This is a genomic window from Archangium sp. Cb G35 (assembly GCF_001896145.1).
Taxonomy (GTDB): Bacteria; Myxococcota; Myxococcia; order Myxococcales; family Myxococcaceae; genus Archangium; species Archangium violaceum.
Map to the genome: position 1 here is coordinate 60183 of NZ_MPOI01000007.1, position 18616 is coordinate 78798.

Consider the following 18616-nt stretch of genomic DNA (forward strand, 5'->3'; position numbering starts at 1 on the left):
CCGTGCGCGTCCTCTCCCTCATGCTCCCGCTGCTCCTGCTCCTCCTGGGGGGATGCGGGGGGTGTGACAAGAAGTCCCCCGCGGGAACCGGCGCGCCGGAACTGGCGAAGCTCATCCAGCTCCAGGGCCAGGTCATGGTGCAGCAGGATGCGGCCTCCCGCCCCGGCCGCGTGGACGAGCCGATCTACCCGGGCGAGACCGTGGTGACCGGTCCCGGGAGCACCGCGCGCGTGCGCTACATCAACGGCGTCGAGGTGGAGGTGGCCGAGAACAGCCGCTTCCGGGTGAACGGCGCGCCGGGAGCGCTCACCCTGGAGCTGGAGGAAGGAAGGATCGTCTCGACCTCGCCGAAGGCCGGCGGCAACGGGCTCACCGTCACGGGCCGCTTCGGCCGGGCGGAGCTGGTCACCGCGTCGGAGATGGTGTTCGACCTGCGCGAGGAGGATCCCAAGCTGACGCTCCAGTACGGCGACATCCGCGTGCTCGATCCGCAGGGCCAGCCCATACAGGTCGTGGCGGGCGAGGAGCTCGCGCTCTCGCTCAGCAAGCCCAGGCAAGCCCCGCAGGCCGTGGTCGCGGAGGAGATCGTCTTCACCCTCAAGCCCCAGGGCGGCAAGGCCCGCGTGCGTGGTGCCCAGGACAGCGCCTTCGCCGACGTGACCCCTGATCAGAACCGGGAGCTCGGTCGCGGCGCGGCGTTCGAGATCCCCGCGAACTCCAGCGCCCGCCTGTCCTCCAGGTCGCTGCAGGTGAGCCTCGCCGGGGACACCGCCGGGACGCTCCAGGAGGCCTCCCAGCGGGGAGACCAGAGCTCCTACACGCTGCAGCTCAGCCGCGGAAAGGCGCGGCTCCTGTTCGGCACGGGCAAGCAGTCGCTGAAGCTGACGGACGCTCGCGGTGAGATCGAGCTCAAGGTCTCCGAGCAGAGCACGCTCTCCATCAGCAATCCCGAGGCAGGCGCCACCGTCACCGTCCTCGCCGGGCAGGCCGAGCTGGTGGCCGATGGAAAGACCACCCTCCTCAAGGCGGGCGAAGGAGTACGCCGCGCCTCGGAGTCTCCACGGGCCGAGCAGGCCTCGGCGCCCCTGCTCGTGCTGCCCCCGGATGCGAAGGGCGCACGCGTGTTCACCGACGGGCCCGGCGAGGCGGGGATCCAGGTTCCCTCCGCGTCCGGAGCGCCCCTCCGGGTGGAGGTGGCGGAGGAGTCCTCCTTCCGGGAGCCGCTGCTCGCGGGGCGCGCGGGCGCGGACCCGGTGCGATTCGAATCGCCGGCCCGAGGCGAGCTGCACTGGCGCTTCCTCGGTGAGGACGGAAACGTGCTCGTACAAGGCTCGGCCCGGTTCCAGCCGGATCGCGGCCGCTCCGCGCTGGCGGACTCGAACCCGAAGGCCGAGGTACTCGAGACCGGGCTCAAGGCCACGATCTACTTCCAGAGCGCGGTGCCCTCGCTGCACTTCAGCTTCGAGCCCCGGCCGGGGGCGCGCTCGTATCAGCTGCGCATCTACCGCGCCGCCGACGTCCAGAAGCCGCTCCTGCAGCGGGTGACGAACCAGAACCAGTACAGCCTGGAGCCCGGCGCGCTCGGCGAGGGGCGCTACCTCTGGTACGTGGCGGCGCTCGGCCCTGGGGGAGACGAGCTGGCGGGCGGCCGGATGAACAAGCTGGAGCTGGTGTATGACAACGAGCGCAAGGGGCTGGCGCTCAGCCGTCCCCGCCCGGGTGAACGCGTCGGACGCGAGGGGGTTCCGGTGGAGGGCGTGGTCCCCCGCGGCTCCCGGCTCTTCCTCAACGGGCAGGCGATGAAGCTCGACGCCAAGGGCCGCTTCTCCCAGCGCCTGCCTCCCACGGAGGCTCTGGTGTTCCGCCTCGTCTCGGGTCAAGACGAGGCATACTGGATCCGAACTCTTCGGAAAGCCCGGCCATGACAGCTCCCCAACCCGTGATTCCCCTGTCCTGGCCGGCCATGTCACCGCGCCGCTTCGGCCAGTACGTGCTCGTCCGCAAGCTCGCCGAGGGCGGCATGGCGGAGATCTTTCTCGCCAAGCATCTCGGCGCCGAGGGCTTCGAGCGGGACGTGGTGATCAAGTGCATGCACGAGCACCTCACCCAGCATCGGGAGTTCGTCTCGATGTTCCTGGACGAGGCGCGGCTGGCGGCGCGGCTGCACCATCCGAACATCGTCCAGATCACCGATCTGGGCATGGCGGACAACCGGTACTTCATCTGCATGGAGTACCTGGCGGGCGAGGACCTGGAGGCGGTGTTCGGCGCCACCCAATACCAGGGCCAGGGCGTGCCGATCCCGATCGCCGCCCGCATCATCCTCTCCGCGCTCGAGGGCCTGGAGTTCGCCCACGGCTATCAGGAGCAGGGGCGGCCCCTGGAGCTCGTCCACCGGGACATCTCGCCCTCGAACATCTTCGTCACGTACCAGGGCACGGTGAAGGTGCTCGACTTCGGGATCGCCAAGGCCTCCTCGCGGATGACGCAGACGCAGCCCGGGTTCCTGAAGGGCAAGTGGGGCTACATGTCCCCCGAGCAGGCGCGGGGCGATCAGCAGCTCGATGGACGCAGCGATCTGTTCTCGCTGGGCGTCACCTTCCATGAGCTGCTCACCACGCGCCGCGTCTTCGAGCGGGACACGGAGCTCGGCGTGCTGCTGGCGCTGATGGATCAACCCATCCCCCCGCCGAGCACCCACCGGCCCGACGTTCCTCCCGCCCTGGATCGCATCGTGATGAAGGCGCTGGAGCGCCGCCGGGAGGATCGCTACGCGAGCGCGGCCGAGATGCGCGTGGACCTGGAGGAGTTCCTGCGCGGGACGGCGTCGATCCCGGGCGTGTCGCAGCTCGCCCAATACATGCAGGGCATGTTCGGCGCGGCCGGCGTCGAGCGAAAGACGAAGATTCCCCCGCTCTCCGAGCTGGGTGCGCACACACTGGTCCAGCAGCATGATGAGCCGCTCGGCACCGCGAGGACCCTGGTCCGTCCGTCGGCTCGGCTTACCGCCGTCGAGGCCCAGGAGCCTCCCGCCCAAGAACCCCCACGGCGCCCCACAGCTCCCACGCTCCCCGCCGTCAACGTCCCCGTCCCCGCCAGTCCGCCTCCCGCGCTCGCCGCCGTCACCGTCCCCGTCAGTCCTCCTCCCGCGCGGAGCACGGGGCTGTCCGTGGCGATGGGCGCCATCGGGGCCGTGGCCCTGTTGGCGTTGGGTGGAGGCGCGGTCTGGTACCTGGTGCCTCGAGCGGCGCCTCCCACTCCCGTCACCGTGGTGGCCGCGCCGGTCCCGAGCCCGGCACCCAAGGTGGAGCCCGCTCCCACGCCAACGTTCCCCACGCCCACTCCCCCCGTGGAGCAGAAGACCGAGCCTCCACCGGTGACGCCAAAGCCGGCCCCCCTGCCCTCTCCGCTCACCGCCGGGGACGTGAGCCGCGTCATGAAGAAGAACTCGCGGAAGATCCTCGAGTGCGGAGAGCAGTTCCGCGCCGAGCTTCCCGCGGACCGCCGGGTCATGCTCCTGATCACGATTGCTCGCTCGGGCGACGTGAGCGCCGCCAAGGTGACCGAGCCCGCCACCGTATCGCCGGGCCTGGCGAAATGCCTGGAGGGCCAGATGAAGCGCGTTGCCTTCCCGCGCAATACCAACCAACCCGAGCTCACGATCCAGCTCCCGTTGCGCTTCAACGAGCAGTAGCTGCGCGTTCCAACCCATTCCGCAGGCTCATGCGACCTACGCGCAACATGGCGGGGGGCGCTGCCTGCCACGCGGGGAGTAGGATGAGGCATGCACTCTCCAAAATGGCTCCTCCTGGCCGCCCTGGCATTCGCTTGCGTCGCCTCCGCGGCCAGCCCCGTGCCCACCTACCAGACCCAAACCATCGAGGGCTGGACGGTTCGCATCGATGACCGTCTGCTGGCAGCGGCGAACAAGCCCGCGACGGACAAGGCTCTGGTGCTCCTGGCGGCGCAGCTCAAGGAGGTCGTCCGGATCGTCCCCGCGGGCCCTGTGGCTCAGCTCCGCAAGGTGACGCTGTGGCTGTCGCCGCCCTATCCCAACGAGCCGGAGGCGGCTCGGTACCATGCTGGCGAGACCTGGATGCTCCAGAATGGTCGCCACCCGGCGATGGTGAAGAGCATCGAGTTCTCGAACGTCTTCATCTTCGAGAAGGAAACCAGGCGGATGCCCGTGTTCGTGCTCCACGAGCTCAGCCACGCCTATCACGACCAGGTGCTCGGCTGGGAGCACGCCGGCCTCGCGGCTGTCTATGCGCGCGCAATGGCAAGCAAGAGCTACGACTGCGTGGAGCGCTGGCGTGGGCCCGAGGTGCCCAAAACGTTCGAGCGTGCCTATGCCATGCTCGACGTGGGGGAGTACTTCGCGGAGAACTCGGAGGCGCTCTTCGGCCGCAACGACTTCTATCCCTTCACACGTGAAGAGCTGGGCAAGCACGACCCGGGCATGCTCGCGCTGCTCCAGCAGCTGTGGCAGCTGCCCACGACCACGACACCCACCCCGCCCACGACACCCACCCCGCCGGTGCCCGCAGCCTTCGATGCCCGCTGCTACTACCGGTTGACGACCCTGTGGCAGGGCGATGGCATGTCGCTGGACATTCTCAATGACGGCAAGGACAACAACGTGCCCATCCTCGCCAGGACGGACAACCCCGCGGGGCAGATGTGGAAGCTGACTCCGGAGGCCAACGGCTTCTACCGGCTGACGACCAAGTGGCGTGGGACCAGCCTGTCCCTGGCCAACGGCGCCGGCAATCGCCCCCTCCTCGTCAAATCGGCGGCTGTTCCGGAGCAGCGATGGAAGCTGATTCCGGAGCCCAACGGCATCTACCGGCTGACGACCCAGGCGCAGGGCGACGCACTGTCACTGGACATCGTCAATGACAGCAGGGCCAACAACATCCCCATCCTCTCCAAGACAGGCTGCAATGACTCGGGGCAGCTGTGGAAGGTGACCCCCGTCCCCACGCTCCATGAGCCCTAGAGTGGAGGATTCGCCGTGAGCCAGGAGCGGCAGGAGGTTCGTAACCGCCCGGAATGCTTGAGAGTCGGTATCCCGCCGCGTCCCGTCCTGTCCCGCCCCATTCCAGGCTATTCCGCAGTCTCCTGCGACATACGTGCAACATGGCGGACGTGGTTCGAGCCGTGATTCAGCCCGCTGTGTGCTTAGACTGGCCGCATGGGACTCTTGACCTTCAGCATCAACGTCACCCTGGACGGCTGCGTCGACCACCAGGAGGGAATCGCCGACGACGAGACACACGCCCTCTTCACCCGCCTCATGGACGAGAGCGGGGCGATGCTGTGGGGCCGCGTCACCTACGAGATGATGGAGAGCTATTGGCCGGCGGTCGCCCGGGGCGATGAGCCGGCGCCGCCAGCGCTGCGCGAGTGGGCGATCAAGCTGGAGGACAAGCCAAAGTACGTGGTGTCGTCGACGCGAAAGGACTTCCCGTGGACCAATAGCCACCACATCGCCGGCGACTTACGCACGGCTGTGCAGAAGCTCAAGGATGCAACCCCGTCCGGCGTGCTCCTCGGTAGCGGCAAGCTCGCGACCGAGCTGGACCGGCTGGATCTGATCGACGAGTACAAGTTCCTCGTCCACCCCAGGATCGCCGGCCACGGCCCGACCCTGTACCAGAGCGGGCTGCCCAGCACACGACGGCTCGAGCTGGTCTCGGCGAAGCCGCTCCGCTGCGGCGCGGTCGCCATGCACTACCGGCGCGGCTGACCCCAGCACAAGCTTGAGCACGTGGTGCGGAGGCGAGCGAGCTGGGGCGCGGCCTGCCCCGGTACTGTGAGAGTTGTAAGGACGACCAGTCTCCGAGGTGAAGCGTCAGTCCAAAGCGTGGCACAGCAAGGGACTGCCCTCCATCGGGGTTTCACAGTACAGGTCGGGTCCCTGGCGACTCGGAGGGCGCGCGCCCGGAAGGGTCGCCGGGTGCTCGACACACCGCAAGTCGTCCGAGCGCGAAACGCTCGTGCAGAGGACCTCCTGCAGGTCCGGGCTCGGAGGACTGTCCGCCCCCGCCCTCCCCGCCAGCAGCAAGGCACCCAGAACGAGCCCCGTGCTCCACCCTCGTGACGACATGTGTGTGCTCCCGTTCAGAACGGCGGGTGAGACAACGCGGGCCGGATTCAGTTCCCAGCGCGGCAGAACAGGCGTCCGCTCCTCAGGGCCTCACAGCGCATCCAGACAGGAAATGACCCGCTCCCGTGGACGTAGGGAGGAGGAAGCATCGATCTCGGAAGGAAAGAGCGCATGGATTGGAAGGTGTTGTTCGTCGCCGGAGTGTTGGGCCTCATGGGGTGCAGGACGCCAGCCAGCTCTGGGAGGGTCACGGACCCGGGACTACCCACCCTGGCACTCGTTGGGGGCACGGTCTACCCGTCCCCGGACGCAACTCCCATCCCAGAAGGAGTCGTGCTGATCTCCTCGGGGCGGATCTCCGCGGTGGGGCCCCGGTCGGAGGTGGAGATTCCAGCGGGGGCGACCGTCCTCGACACCTCGGGCCAGACACTGTTGGCCGGATTCTGGAACAGCCATGTTCACTTCACCGAGCCGTGGGGGCAGGACGCGGCGGCTCTCCCCACGTCCGAGCTCGAGCAGCACCTGCGGGACATGCTGCTGCGCCACGGCTTCGTCCATGTCGTCGATACCGGCTCGTTCCCGGAGGCCACGCTGGCCCTGAGGCGGCGCATCGAGGCCGGCGAGCTGGCCGGCCCCAGCATCATCACCGCGGGAGCCCCACTGGTCACGGTGGAGGGCACGCCTTGGTACGTTCCGGTGAAGCTGCCGGAGCTCCGGACGCCGGAGCAGGCCAGGGTGCTCGTGAGGGAGCAGCTCGCGGGAGGCACGGATGCCATCAAGCTCTTCACCTGCTCCCTCACGGAACGCAAACCCTTTCCGGTGATGCCGCTCGCCATCGTCCAGGCGGTGACCGAGGAAGCGCATGCGCACGGCAAGCCCGTCTTCGCGCACCCGACGAACGCGGCGGGACTGAGCGCGGCCGTGGAGGGAGGCGTGGACGTGGTGGTGCACACGGCGCCGATGGCCGGCCCGCTGCCGGACGCTCTCCACGAGGCCATGGTGCGCCGGAAGGTGGCGCTCGTGCCGACGCTCTCCCTGTTCGAGTGGGAGCTGAAGCGCGCCAACGAGGCGCCCGCCCTGCTCGAGCGCTTCACCCAGGTGGGGGCCGAGCAGGTCCGCCGCCACGCCCGGCTCGGAGGCCGCATCCTCTTCGGCACGGACGTGGGCTACATGACCGACTACGAGCCACGGCGAGAGTACGTCCTGCTGAGGGGGGCGGGGCTCGAGCTGCGCGACATCCTGGCGAGCCTGACGACGAACCCCGCGAACCAGTTCGGCCGGGAAGCGCGGACCGGCCGGCTCGCGCCGGGACTGGATGCGGATGTGGTGGTCATCGACGGAGACCCGTCCCGGGACATCGAGGCGCTCGGCAACGTGCGCCTGGTGTTGAGGCAGGGGAAGATCGTCTACCCACTGTCTCCGATGCCGAGCTCCCTGGCCAGGCCGGGCCCTCCGTGAGGCGTCAGGCGCAGTTTTAGTGGAGGCGGCGGGAATCGAACCTGCCGCCTCCACTCCCAGAGCGGGCCTGGAGGAGTCTCGTGGGAGCCTGGCGGTAGCGTGTGCCCTGGCGAGGTGTGGCCGGGGAGGGGCAGGTGGGGGAGCGCGGGTGGGAGTACCGGCGGAGACGGCCGGAGGGGACGGTGTTGTATGCGGCGGTGAGGGACAACCTCACCACGCTGCTGGCGGAGGCGAGCGAGCTGGGGCGCGGCCTGCCCCGGTACGTGGAGCGGGACTTCGCCAGGTACCTGGAGTGTGGAGTGTTGGCACACGGCTTCGCGCGGGTGCGCTGCGAGAGTTGCAAGGACGAGCTTCTCGTCGCCTTCTCGTGCAAGGGGCGAGGGGTCTGTCCCTCCTGCAATGCGAAGCGCGCGCATGTGACGGCGGTGCACCTGGTGGAGCGGGTGCTGCCGCACGTGCCCTACCGGCAGTGAACGCTGTCCTTTCCGCACCGGGTGCGGTGGGTGCTGCTCAATGACGTGGGACTGCTCTCGGACGTCCTCACCGTCTTCTTGCGCGCGGTGTTCGCCCTGCAGCGCCGGAGGGCACGGCGGCAGGGCCTGTGGGGTGGGCAGGCCGGGGCTGTGTCGTTCATCCAGTTCTTCGGCTCGGCGTTGCAAGTGACGCCTCACTTCCACTCGCTGGTGCCGGACGGCGTCTTCTGAAGCGCCCGCTGCCGGACGGCACCACGCACCTGCTTCCGGCTCACCTACTCGTGGACGGGCGCCACCCCCGCCGAGGTGGCCCTGTCGTTCGAGATCGCCCCACCGAACGCGCCCGACACGTTCAAGCCATACATCACCTCGAAGGTCCGCCGGGACGGCTCCGCGCCGAAGTAGCTCAGGGCCCGGAGCCGCCCGTCACTCCTCCGGACTACGGAGCGTGCGACCCGAACGACGACGGGCCCACGGCCCAATCACTGGCCAGGTCGTGGTCCTTCGCGAGCACGCGGCGGACCGAGGTGCCCTTGTCGGCCGGCAACCCCGTCCAGTCGGCGGAGACCTGCGCGGCCGTGGGGACGGTGGTGTCGGTACAGGGCACTCCGCCGCAGTTGGCCGGCAACCACTGGCGCCCGTCCTGGAGCCATTGCAGCTGCTGGAGGAAGTCCGCGGGCGGCATCGGGCTCGTGCGGTAGAAGGCCGCGCCATCCTGGATGGCCCCCGTGGCGTCGCGCACGCGCAGCACGCGCTGGGAGTAGCCAATCTCGTTGTCGTTGCCGAGGAAGTCCCAGGCGCTGTTGTAGTTGGCGGTGTAGGTGCTCTCGGGGAACTCGGTCTTGCTGGTGGTCTCGGAGGCCGGCGCGTCGGCGGGCGCCGTGGTGGGCCGGAGGTGGACGACGATGACGTCACCCGTGGCCACCACGGCATCCGGGAAGGTGGCCAGGATGAGCGCGCCCTGCATCAGGACGAAGTTGTTCACGCTGCCTCCCTTCACCACGAACAACTCCACCAGGTCCTTCCCGCCGTTGAGGCCGGGGGCGACCTCGGTGAGCGTCAGCCAGGCGGGAGCGGTGTACGTGAAGCTGGCGGTGTTGGCCGTCGGCGGGACGCCGCTGCCCCGGAGGTCCTTCACGCTCGAGGCCACCGTCACCTTGTAGGTCTGGCCCGACACCATCGGGGAGGTGACGAGCAGGGCCTCCTGGGGGCCCCTGACCTTGGCGGACGAGACCACCAGGCCGTTGTCGAAGGTGAACTGGCTGCCATCGGAATTCACGCTGGACGGGTCGATCTCCCGGTCGAAGGTCACCGTCACGTACGTGTCGGTGTAGTAGGCCGAGGCCCCCACCACCTGGGGCACCGGGCACGACAGGACCTCGAGATCGCCGAGCGCCCAGGCGGAGGGCTGGGCCTGGGCGTTGAACCGCCACAGCGGCGCGTCCGCGGTGACGACGCAGCCCTGCACCAGGTCGAGGATGCCCACCACGGCGGTGGTCAGGCGCAGCTTGAGGTTGGGGTCGGGGTCGTGATTGCCGAGCGTCACGAAGCTCGCCGCGGCGTGGCCCGAGCCGGCCGAGGCGAAGGGACTGGCCACGGTGCCGGTGATGGAGATGAGCTCGCTGTCGTAGTCGTTCAGCTTCGCCACGAGGTCCACGGTGCTCACGTCGGTGCGGAAGGGCTCCACCGACTCCCCTGTCCTGGACACGGAGAGGGCGCGGTAATTGGAGATCCGCACCACTCCGTTCAGCGTCGTCTTCTCGGAAGCGACCAGGTTCACGCGGTTGCCCACGTCGATGCGCAAGCCGCTCGTGGCGCTATCGAACATGACGAAGATCGCCGGACCGTTCTTCTCCGCCTGGAGGAAGAAGCCCGCCGGATCCGAGCTCCCCGTGGTCGGCTTCGAGTAGGTGACGAGCCCCCAGTCGATGCGCTCGTTGATGGGCCCGTCCGCCTTGGCGCGGATGTTGGCGATCTGCGCCGAGGTGCTGGCGGGGGTGGGGACGGCGTACGTCTCGGTGTGTGGGGTCTCCGCGTTGCCGGCCTTGTCCACGGAGAAGAACTTCAGCGTGGTGTCCGAGGAGAGGGAGATGGGGCCGGTGAAGCGCGTCGAGCCCGTGGTGGGCGTGCTGCCGTCGAGCGTGTAGTACGTGCCCGCGCACCCGCTGCCGACATCATCGCAGTGAAAGGTGACGAGGACCCCGTTGGGGTACACCCCGCCCGCCGGGTCGACGGTGGTGGTGGGCGCCGTCGTGTCATCGGGATGGATGACGTACGTCTCGATCCGCGCGGCCTCCGCGTTGCCGGCCTTGTCCACGGAGAAGAACGTCAGCGTGGTGTCCGAGGAGAGGGAGATGGGGCCGCTGTAGCGCGTCGAGTCCGTGGTGGGCGTGCTGCCATCGAGCGTGTAGTACGTGCCCGCGCACCCGCTGCCGTCGGTGTCGGCGCAGGTCAGGGTGATGTCCTGACGGGCGTAGTACGTGCCGCCAGCGGGGTTGACCGAGGTGGTGGGCGCGTCCGGGTCGCCGATGGTGTACACCTCCCTCTGGACGGCGCTCGCGTTGCCCACCGAGTCCACCGCGAAGAACTGGAGGGTGGTGTCGGCGGTCACGGAGAGGGGCGTGGTGTACGTGGCCGAGTCCGCGGTGGGCGTGCTGCCATCGAGCGTGTAGTGGATGGAGCCGCAGGTGACGTCAGCGGCGCCGGGGACACAGCTCAAGGTGACGCTCTGGGGCGTGCGGTAGGTGCCGCCCGCGGGCGAGGCGGACACCACCGGTGGCGACGTGTTGATGACGTAGGCCGCCGTCTGCACGGCCTCGGCGTTACCCGCCGTGTCCACGGAGAAGAACTTCAGCGTGGTGCTGGCGGAGAGGACCAGCGGGGCCGAGTAGCTCGGCGAGCTCGCGGAGGGCGTGGAGCCGTCGGTGGTGTAGTGCGTGGCCGCGCAGCCGCTGCCCGTGCCGTCCTCGCAGAGCAGCGACACGGAGACGCTCTCCTTGAAGGCCCCTCCATTCGGAGTGACCCGGGTCGACGGAGGCGTCGTGTCCGAGGGGGACGGCGGCGGCGGCGGAGAATCAGGGTTACACGCGCTCGCGAGCTGGAGCGCGAGCAGGGCCAGGACGAGCCGGCCCGACCAGGAAGTGAAGGAAGACATCGGGACTCCGGATGCGGCGGATGAAGGCATGCGCGGCCTTTTTTCACGGGCCGCCGCCGCCTCGCAAATTACAGACATGGACGCGTGGACCCGGCCCCGGGGAATCTCGGACGTCACCGGAAGCGGGGTCCGTGTAACCCCTTACGGGGGGGAGGCGGCAGCCGGACCCGGAAGGTCGAGCCGGCTCCCACCTGGCTCTCCACCTCGATGTCTCCGCCGTGGGCGCGCACGATGCGGCGCGAGACGGAGAGCCCCAGTCCGATGCCGGGGATCTCCGCGCTCGAGCCCTTGCTGCGTCTGAAGGGCTCGAAGATGCGCTCGTACTCGTCGGGGGGGATGCCCACGCCCTCGTCGGAGACGGAGAGCATCACCCCTTCCGGGCTCGCCCTCGACGGCCCGCATCGACCGGACGCGCAAACTCCCCATCTACCACCGGGAGGGCGTGGCGCACGCCTGGATGGTGGAGCCGCGCACGCAGACGCTGGAGGTGTTCCGGCGCGAGCCCGTGGGCTGGCTCCTCACCGCGACGCATGGCAACGGGGAAGTCGTGCGCGCCGAGCCCTTCGACGCGGTGCCACTCGGGTTGGGCTCGCTCTGGTTGGGACGCGGTGAGGCTCAGGCCCGGGCATGAGTGGCCCCAGTGGTCTACTCCGCCCGCCTCCGGGACCGGCGCTGGAGCACCCCCGTGGCAGCGAGCATCACCACCGCCACGGCGCTCGTGAGGGCGCCCGCCAGGAGCCCCGGCGTCCGGTACTCGAAGCGCACCACGTGCCGCCCCTTGGACAGGGGCACCGCGCGCACTGCGTGGTTCGCCGGATACATCGGCAGACGCCGGCCCTCCTCGCTCGCCTCCACGCCCGCGAAGTACGACTCGTTGAGCACCAGCATGCCCGGTGAGGAGAGCGTGACCTCGACCTCGACCACATCTCCCTCCCGGCGGATTCGCTCCGCCGGCCGGGCCGGACCCGTGGGCTCGTGCTTCAGGCTCGCGTCCACCCCTTCCGCCTCGGCCTCCAACACCACCTCCCCACCGGGACGGAAACGCGAGGAGCCCAGGTAGTCCACCACCTGGGCACGCGGCAGCACAGTCACGCCCCCGGTGACATACGCGCGCGGCAGGAAGCGCCGCAACGGCACCGCCATGGCATCGGCGCGCTCGTCATGGCCCAACGCCTGCTCGCGCTGCTCCGGCCTCAACTCGGACGGCGAGGCGATGAAGAGCCGCGAGCCGAGCACGCCCGCGAGCTTCCCCACCCACTGCTCCTGGTTGCGCAGCACCAGCTCGTTGTACCGGGCGGAAAAGCCCTGCAGGTACACGTTGGCCGTGGGCAGCCCGTGCAGCGCGCCCCGCAGGGGGATGAGCCCCGCGTTCTGCACCGCGTCCAGTTCCGGGCCCGGCTCGTAGGACCGCGCCGGCTTCCACAGGAAGACGTAGTTGAAGCCCTCGCCCGATACGCCGTTGCGCTGGAGCACCTCCGCGAGCGGGGGCGGCGCGTAGAAGTCCACCGGGGCGGTGAGCACCAGACGGCCATTGGCGAGTCCCAGGTCCAGCGCCACTCCCGCGAGCGCCACGTACGACAGCACCGGCACGAGCGCCCGGCGCCATGCCGCCAGCGCCAGGGCCCCGGCGAGCAACAGGGCCCACGAGGCGGGCCCCCATACACCCATGAAGGCTCCGGCCCCCGCGGCCAGCGCGCACAACGCTCCCGGGAGGAAGCGCGAGCGATCCCGCCTCAGTACCTGTTGAGCGCCCCGCGCCGCCAGCAACGGAAGGACCAGCATGACGGGGCCAATGGCCTTGACGGGGAACTGGAACGACTTCCAGAACGGGACGACGGCCGAGAAGAGCGACCACAGGGGGGTGGCCGAGCCCGTGGCGAGCACCAGCAAGACCAGGGCGATGCCCACCAACTGAGGCCGCAGCCTTCCCCGCGCCAGGCTCCCCCCGAGCACGAGCGCCACCACACCGAGACCCAGGTAGGTCGTCTCGAACATGACGTCGCGGCCCGCGAGCGCCCCGGGGTCCACCAGGCCGGAGAGCTGGTGCAGATCGAACCGCCAATAGTCCGGGCTGACGATTCCCGCCCCGCTCGAGCGCGGGGACTCGCGGAAGAGCAGGAGCGAGGGCAGGAGCTGCACCGCGGACAGCGCCACCGCGAGCACCGTCCCGAGCGCGAGCGACAGGGCCGGGCGCACCCACCGCCGGGGCCGCGTGGGCCGCACCATCAGCACGGCGGCGCCCATCAGGCCCATGATGGACAGGTGCGGATCCCCCGCGAGCAACATCCACGCGAGCGACAGTGCGAGCACCACCGGGCGGAGCCGCCCACCCGTCCGGCACCGCAGCGCGCCCCACCACAACCACGGCAGTGCCGCGGCCGCCAGGGACGTCGCGGTGAACTCGGTGACGCCGAGGAAATAGGGGCCCAGCGTGTAGGCGGTGGCCGCCAGCGCCGCGAACACCGGACGCAGGCCGAGCGCGCGGCCCAGACGCCAGGTGCCCAGCAGGGCGACGGGCACCGGCACCAGCATCTGGAGCACGAAGGCGGCGTGGAACGGCAGCACCGTGAAGAACACCGTGCTCGGGTGGAACGCGCTGATCACGGGCACGGCGATGAACGGCATGCCCAGACCATCCCACGGCCACCACTCCGGCAACGTGCCCGCGCGCAGCGACTCGCTCAACACGCGCTTGAGGGGTACGAACAACCGGCCCATGTCGCGCCGGAAGGGCAACTCGCCCAGGAAGAGGAGCCCTCGGAAGACGAAGAGCGCGACGGCCACCGGCACGAGCAGCGGCCCGAACGCCCGCAGCCGGCGCCCGCTCATAGGGGCTTGCGGCCCTCGACGAGGAACTCCGCCGTCAGCGGAGAGTCCCCTTGGAGCGACAGCAGCGTGCGCACGAGCGCGAAGACGGGAACCGCCTCCAGGCTGCGCAGGCGGGGGAGCAGCGTCCAGCGCCCGGTCAGCTTCTTCGTCATCAGCCCGAGCAGCGACGGCAGGAGGAACATCTCGAAGGTGACGGTGGAGGCGGTGGAGCCAACGGGGTCCACGCGAGGCACCTCGAAGCCCGCCTCCCGGAACCAGCGCGCCCAGCCCTCGGCGTCCTCGAGGTGCTCGTGCCGGAACTGCTGGTCGATGGCCTCGCACACCGTGCGCGAGAGCGACTCCAGCCCCAGCCGCTCCAGGGTCCGCGGCGTGGCCATGTGCGAGGCCCAGTCCCGGTTGGGCAGGAAGGCGTAGACGACCCCGCCCGGCTTGAGGGACTTGTAGATGGTGCGCAGCGCCGCGCCCAGATCGGGGACGTGCTCGAGCGAGCAGTTGGCGATGCAGCTCCCGAAGAACGACTCCGGCAGCCGCGCGCGGGTGATGTCGGCGAGCATCACGTGGGAGTAGGCCCGCGAGGCCTGGGCCCGCCGGCCCTCGTTGCCATCGATGTCGATGCCCCACACCTCGGCGTCCTGGAAGGCGAGCCGGGCGAACAGGCCATCTCCACAGCCGACGTCCAGGATGGGGCCCTCGCACGTGAGACCCCGCATCGAGTGAAGGCGCACGCACTCCTTGATGGCCAGCGCGGTGGGGGCGTAGGGGTAGTAGCTCTGGAAGTCGCGGAGCGTGATCTCGTCGCTCATGAGTCGTGTGGCCGGCGCGCCGTGGCGGCGAGCACCCAGCCGAAGGAGATGGTGTTGACCTGGATGCCGGTGGTCCCCGCCTCGCGCAGGGTGGACATCAGGGATGGCTTGTCGAAGGGCGTGGGATGGATACCGCGGCGCGTGAAGCCCTGCATCCGGGCAATGGCCTCGAGCACCTTCTTCTCGATCCACGGCAGGAGTGAGAAGGAGCCGTAGTTGGGCGTGGTGAGGAAGAGCGTTCCCCCGGGGCGCAGCACGCGCACCAGCTCGGCGAGCCAGGGTTCCGGCCGGGGCAGGTGCTCGATGACGTCCATCGACAGCACCAGGTCGAAGCGGCCATCCGCGTAGGGCAGCGGCTCGTCGGGCCGCAACACATCCGCCCCGGCCAGCCGCTCCCCATGGAGCGAGCGGGCGAGCGAGATGGCACGCGGCTCGATGTCGCAGATGGTGTAGCGGCGCCCCTCCTGGGGCAGCGAGGAGAACTCGAAGAAGGGGCCCGAGCCGACGTTCAGCACCTCGGCCGCGCTGGACTCACGCACCACCCGCGCCGCCGTGCTCACGAGGGGGCCATGGTACAGGCGCCACGGGAACCGGAGCTTGAGCTGGTGATTGGAGAAGTAGTCGACCGCTTCGGGCATGGGAAGGCGGAACTCCGAACGCCCGATGCTTCCCGAAGCGATGACGGTGAGTCAAGCACGGTGTACCGGGGGTCCGCCCTCCCCTCCTCGCCGAGCAGCCAGGAGCGGCGTGCGGCAGCGGGCCCGAGCTCTCCTCAGAACGTGTACTTCACCCGCGGGAAGAAGGCGAAGGTGGGGATGTTGGGCCCGATGATGTAACGGGCCAGGAAGTCCGCTCCCACCGAGAAGTGGTCCATCGGCGTCGCGTACTCGATACCGATGCCCAGCCCCGCGTTCGGCGCCGTCAGCGCCGCTCCCGGGTCTCCACTTCCCACCGGCGCCGGATCCAACCGCGACAGGCCCGCCGCCACCTTCGGCATCAAATACAGACGGTCCGCCAACGGCACCATGTATGCCGCCGTCACGTCCGCGAACATCACCGTGAAGTTGTCGGACATGCTGCACACGTTCGTGCCTGGCATGTACCCGGCGAAGCAGTTCGCCGCCGACGAGCCCAGCCCGAAGTGCACGCCCATCGAGACCTTGTCCGTCAGGTCGTACCCCACGCCCAACTGCAGGTACGACTGCGCGTTCGAGTAGATGTTCTCCCCGCCCAGCGTGAAGAACGCGCCGATATCGGCCTCGGTGAAGAAGCCGCGGCGGACCTCCAGCGGGACACCTTCCGGCGGCGTGGCCGCCAGAGCGGTAGTGGGCAGCATCGCGAGCACGGCGGCCAACAGCGGCTTCTTCATATCGGAACAACCCTCACAAAGAACCCTCTCCCCGTGCGGGGAGAGGGGTTTTCGTTACGGTTCGAGACGCGTGCGGCTACTCACCCGCCGGCGAGAACAGCCACGGGTACGTCACCGCCACCACACCGCCACCCTTCGGCTCGGGGAACTTCCAGCGGCGGATGCGCGAGAGCATGCAGTTCTCCGCCGCCGAGCTGTTCAGCGTGGTCTCCGTCACGTTCGCCTCCGACACCCCTCCCGCAGGATCGATCGTGAAGGCCACCGCCACCTTGCCCGCGAGGCTCGGGTTCTTGTTGAGCTCGGTCTCGTAGCAGTACTTGATCTCGTTCTGGTGGCTCCGGATGATCTTGGCGATCACGTCCTTGTCCAGACCGCCAATCACCGTGGTCTTGCCGGGGACGATCTTCGTCACCGTCTTGCCACGGCCCGCCAGGTCGATGCCGCCGCCGTCACCCGCGCCGCGGCCCTTGCCCTTGGTGCCCAGGCCGCCGAGCCCCAGCGCGGTACCACCACCGCCCGTGCCCGAGCCACGCGAGCCGAGTCCGCCCACGCCCTGCGCATCCCCAACACCCGCACCGCTCTTGAGGCCACCCAGCGCGTTGTTGATGCCCGTGCCCAGGCCACCCGGACCGAAGACGTCGGAGGCGCCACCCTTCAGGCCCTTCATCGCGCCCAGCAGGCCCACCCGGCCCACCACCTTGCGGTCCTGCTCGCGCTTGTTCTTGTTGACGATGTTGGTGCCCGGCTTGGAGGGATCGGCCTCGGCCTTCTTCGCCTCCTCCTTGCCGAACTTGCCTTCCTCGTCCTTGGCCTTGGCGCCTTCCTCCGCGCCCTTCTGCTCGAAGCGCTTGGTGTCGATCTGCTTCGCCGGCTGCACCAGGAATTTCGCCACCCGCTGCTGGCTCGCGAAGATGTCGTCGGTGGACGGAGCCTCGGAGCGAGGCGTGAGCAGCATGGCCGCCAGGAACGCACCGGCCGCCAGGAAGCTGATGCCGGCGATCTTGAACCAGGTGAAGTCCGCCGCTTCCAGCGTGTTCACCGCCACGGCCGGCGAGGGCTTCACGTAGCGCACCACGAAGGTGAGCGTGCCCAGCGACACCTCGGCCCGGTCATGCAGGCCCAGCGTGTACGCGTGCTCCTTGCCCGAGGCCGTCAGCTTGCCCTCGGCGCGCAGGCTGTCCTTGGTGCGCACGTCGCCGTTGTGGGTGACGATGACGCCAGAGGACTCGGGCACGTGCAGCTCGTACAGCTCGCCGCGCCCCACCGCCAGCACGTGACGCGTCCCCACCTCGGACTCGAAGACGTGGAAGAAGTTCTTCTTCGCCTCGCCGATGGTGACCGGCACTCCGTCCCGGAAGTGCTGGATGGACATCATCTGATCGCCCCAGAGCAGTTGCACCTGGAGGACCTTGGCGTCCTTGGTGGGCAGTGCCTCGGGCGGCAACGGCTCGCGGATGTGCGCCGCCACGAGCGAGCGAGCCGGCCGGGCCGCCGGAGCCTGCTTGCTCCGCACCACCTGCTCGGGAGCCGTCCGGTTGCGCAGGCCCGGAGGCACCATCCGGTTGCCCACCTCGGGAGCGCGCGGCTCCGGGGCTCGAGGGTGCAGCACGGAGCCCTGCAGCCCCACCCCACCCTCCACCTGCGCGCCCGTTGGAGGAGGCGGCGTCTCCGCGTTGCCGAAGAGCACCTCCACCCGCGAACTGCCCAGCATCAGCACGTCACCCGATTCGAGCGTCCTCGGTCCCACCACCCGCTGACCGCCGACCTGCGTGCCACTCTCGCTGCCCAGATCGATGGCCGTCACCGAGCCCGTGGACTCGACCTTCAACATCACGTGAAGGTTCGACACCCGAGGGTCCAGCAGCTTCACCGCCGCCTGGGCACCCGAACCCACGATGACGCTCTCGGCCTCGGACACGGCCTCGTGCACGGAGCCATCCGGTCCGGTGATCCTCAACCTCAATCCGTTCTTCTTCCCCGCCGCCATAGAGGATCCTTCCTCCTCCCTTCCACCCGCCATGCCCACGCCGCTCATTAGAGGTTGTCCACCGACTTCTGCAGCTCGGGATTGAAGTTGTCGCGAACCCGGATGAGGCTCTGGAAGTCCGTCTTCTTCCGGTTGAGCACGTACGAGCCCTCGGGCTTCGTGAGCTCGCCCTCCACCGCCATGTCGGTGAAGTCGATCGTCGTCTTCTTTCGGACGACGACCTTGTCCTCTTCCTGGATGACCTTCACCTGGGTCTTCGGCTCTTCCTCCGCGAGCGCCGGCCCCGCCCACAACGCCACCACCGTCACTGCCGCTGCCAGTCGTCTCATGTCAGGCCTCCTCGTCGGATGGGACAGCGGGTCCCGGATGAGGTTCCTTCCAGCTTCCTTGCACGCTCTGCACCAACGTCCCGGGTCGTGGAATGCCGCGAAATC

At 69.3% G+C, this 18616-nt stretch carries 15 protein-coding genes and 1 pseudogene; 8 read left to right on the forward strand and 8 right to left on the reverse strand.

All coding sequences use genetic code 11. The features are described 5' to 3' along the window. The first annotated feature begins 2 nt into the window (after positions 1-2). The 7 genes from BO221_RS21770 (at position 3) to BO221_RS21805 (ending at position 8271) form a co-directional block, all read left to right on the forward strand. On the forward strand, positions 3-1925 hold the full coding sequence (locus BO221_RS21770) for a hypothetical protein (protein ID WP_073562420.1): 1923 nt from the start codon (positions 3-5) through the stop codon (positions 1923-1925). After that, entirely contained in the window at positions 1922-3694 is a 1773-nt protein-coding gene (locus BO221_RS21775) for a protein kinase (protein ID WP_073562421.1), read from the forward strand. Before BO221_RS21770 ends, BO221_RS21775 begins: the two co-directional genes overlap by 4 nt. Positions 3695-3784: 90 nt before the next feature. Next, complete coding sequence (locus BO221_RS21780; RefSeq protein ID WP_073562422.1) at positions 3785-4999, forward strand: RICIN domain-containing protein; 1215 nt, start codon at positions 3785-3787, stop codon at positions 4997-4999. Positions 5000-5194: 195 nt separating this feature from the next. Next, entirely contained in the window at positions 5195-5749 is a 555-nt protein-coding gene (locus BO221_RS21785; protein ID WP_073562423.1) for a dihydrofolate reductase family protein, read from the forward strand. A gap of 693 nt (positions 5750-6442) precedes the next feature. Next, on the forward strand, positions 6443-7567 hold the full coding sequence (locus BO221_RS21795; protein WP_158079891.1) for an amidohydrolase family protein: 1125 nt from the start codon (positions 6443-6445) through the stop codon (positions 7565-7567). Positions 7568-7668: 101 nt separating this feature from the next. Continuing rightward, positions 7669-8040: a transposase zinc-binding domain-containing protein gene (locus BO221_RS21800; RefSeq protein ID WP_143195607.1), complete on the forward strand. Its 372-nt coding sequence runs from the start codon at positions 7669-7671 to the stop codon at positions 8038-8040. A gap of 30 nt (positions 8041-8070) precedes the next feature. Next, the gene (locus BO221_RS21805; RefSeq protein ID WP_158079892.1) at positions 8071-8271 is read left to right on the forward strand and encodes a transposase; all 201 of its coding nucleotides are present in this window, start codon (positions 8071-8073) and stop codon (positions 8269-8271) included. Between the two features lie 208 nt (positions 8272-8479). On the opposite strand, the gene BO221_RS21810 is transcribed toward BO221_RS21805, so the two are convergent. Then, the gene (locus BO221_RS21810; RefSeq protein WP_158079893.1) at positions 8480-11194 is read right to left on the reverse strand and encodes a chitobiase/beta-hexosaminidase C-terminal domain-containing protein; all 2715 of its coding nucleotides are present in this window, start codon (positions 11192-11194) and stop codon (positions 8480-8482) included. 113 nt (positions 11195-11307) lie between these two features. Then, positions 11308-11565: pseudogene (locus BO221_RS21815) on the reverse strand (sensor histidine kinase); the annotation flags it as partial. A gap of 71 nt (positions 11566-11636) precedes the next feature. On the opposite strand from BO221_RS21815, the gene BO221_RS21820 reads away from it, so the two are divergent. Beyond that, positions 11637-11825 (forward strand): hypothetical protein, encoded by a 189-nt coding sequence (locus BO221_RS21820; RefSeq protein WP_073562428.1) that lies wholly within the window; start codon positions 11637-11639, stop codon positions 11823-11825. A 14-nt stretch (positions 11826-11839) separates the two neighbouring features. Here the strand turns inward: BO221_RS21820 and BO221_RS21825 are convergent, their stop codons facing one another. The 6 genes from BO221_RS21825 to BO221_RS21850 form a co-directional block, all read right to left on the reverse strand. Continuing rightward, on the reverse strand, positions 11840-14023 hold the full coding sequence (locus BO221_RS21825; RefSeq protein ID WP_073562429.1) for a hypothetical protein: 2184 nt from the start codon (positions 14021-14023) through the stop codon (positions 11840-11842). Then, positions 14020-14826 carry a bifunctional 2-polyprenyl-6-hydroxyphenol methylase/3-demethylubiquinol 3-O-methyltransferase UbiG gene (locus BO221_RS21830; RefSeq protein WP_073562430.1) on the reverse strand — a complete coding sequence of 269 codons (807 nt, stop codon included), beginning with the start codon at positions 14824-14826 and terminating at the stop codon, positions 14020-14022. Before BO221_RS21830 ends, BO221_RS21825 begins: the two co-directional genes overlap by 4 nt. Further along, positions 14823-15464, reverse strand: a complete 642-nt coding sequence (locus BO221_RS21835) for a class I SAM-dependent methyltransferase (protein ID WP_073562431.1) — start codon at positions 15462-15464, stop codon at positions 14823-14825. The genes BO221_RS21830 and BO221_RS21835 overlap by 4 nt, the downstream gene beginning before the upstream one ends. A 134-nt stretch (positions 15465-15598) precedes the next feature. Next, entirely contained in the window at positions 15599-16195 is a 597-nt protein-coding gene (gene cglE / locus BO221_RS21840) for an adventurous gliding motility protein CglE (RefSeq protein ID WP_073562432.1), read from the reverse strand. Positions 16196-16271: 76 nt separating this feature from the next. Beyond that, positions 16272-18182 (reverse strand): AgmX/PglI C-terminal domain-containing protein, encoded by a 1911-nt coding sequence (locus tag BO221_RS21845; RefSeq protein ID WP_073562433.1) that lies wholly within the window; start codon positions 18180-18182, stop codon positions 16272-16274. Between the two features lie 47 nt (positions 18183-18229). Continuing rightward, on the reverse strand, positions 18230-18511 hold the full coding sequence (locus BO221_RS21850; RefSeq protein ID WP_073562434.1) for a hypothetical protein: 282 nt from the start codon (positions 18509-18511) through the stop codon (positions 18230-18232). Positions 18512-18616 lie beyond the last annotated feature (105 nt).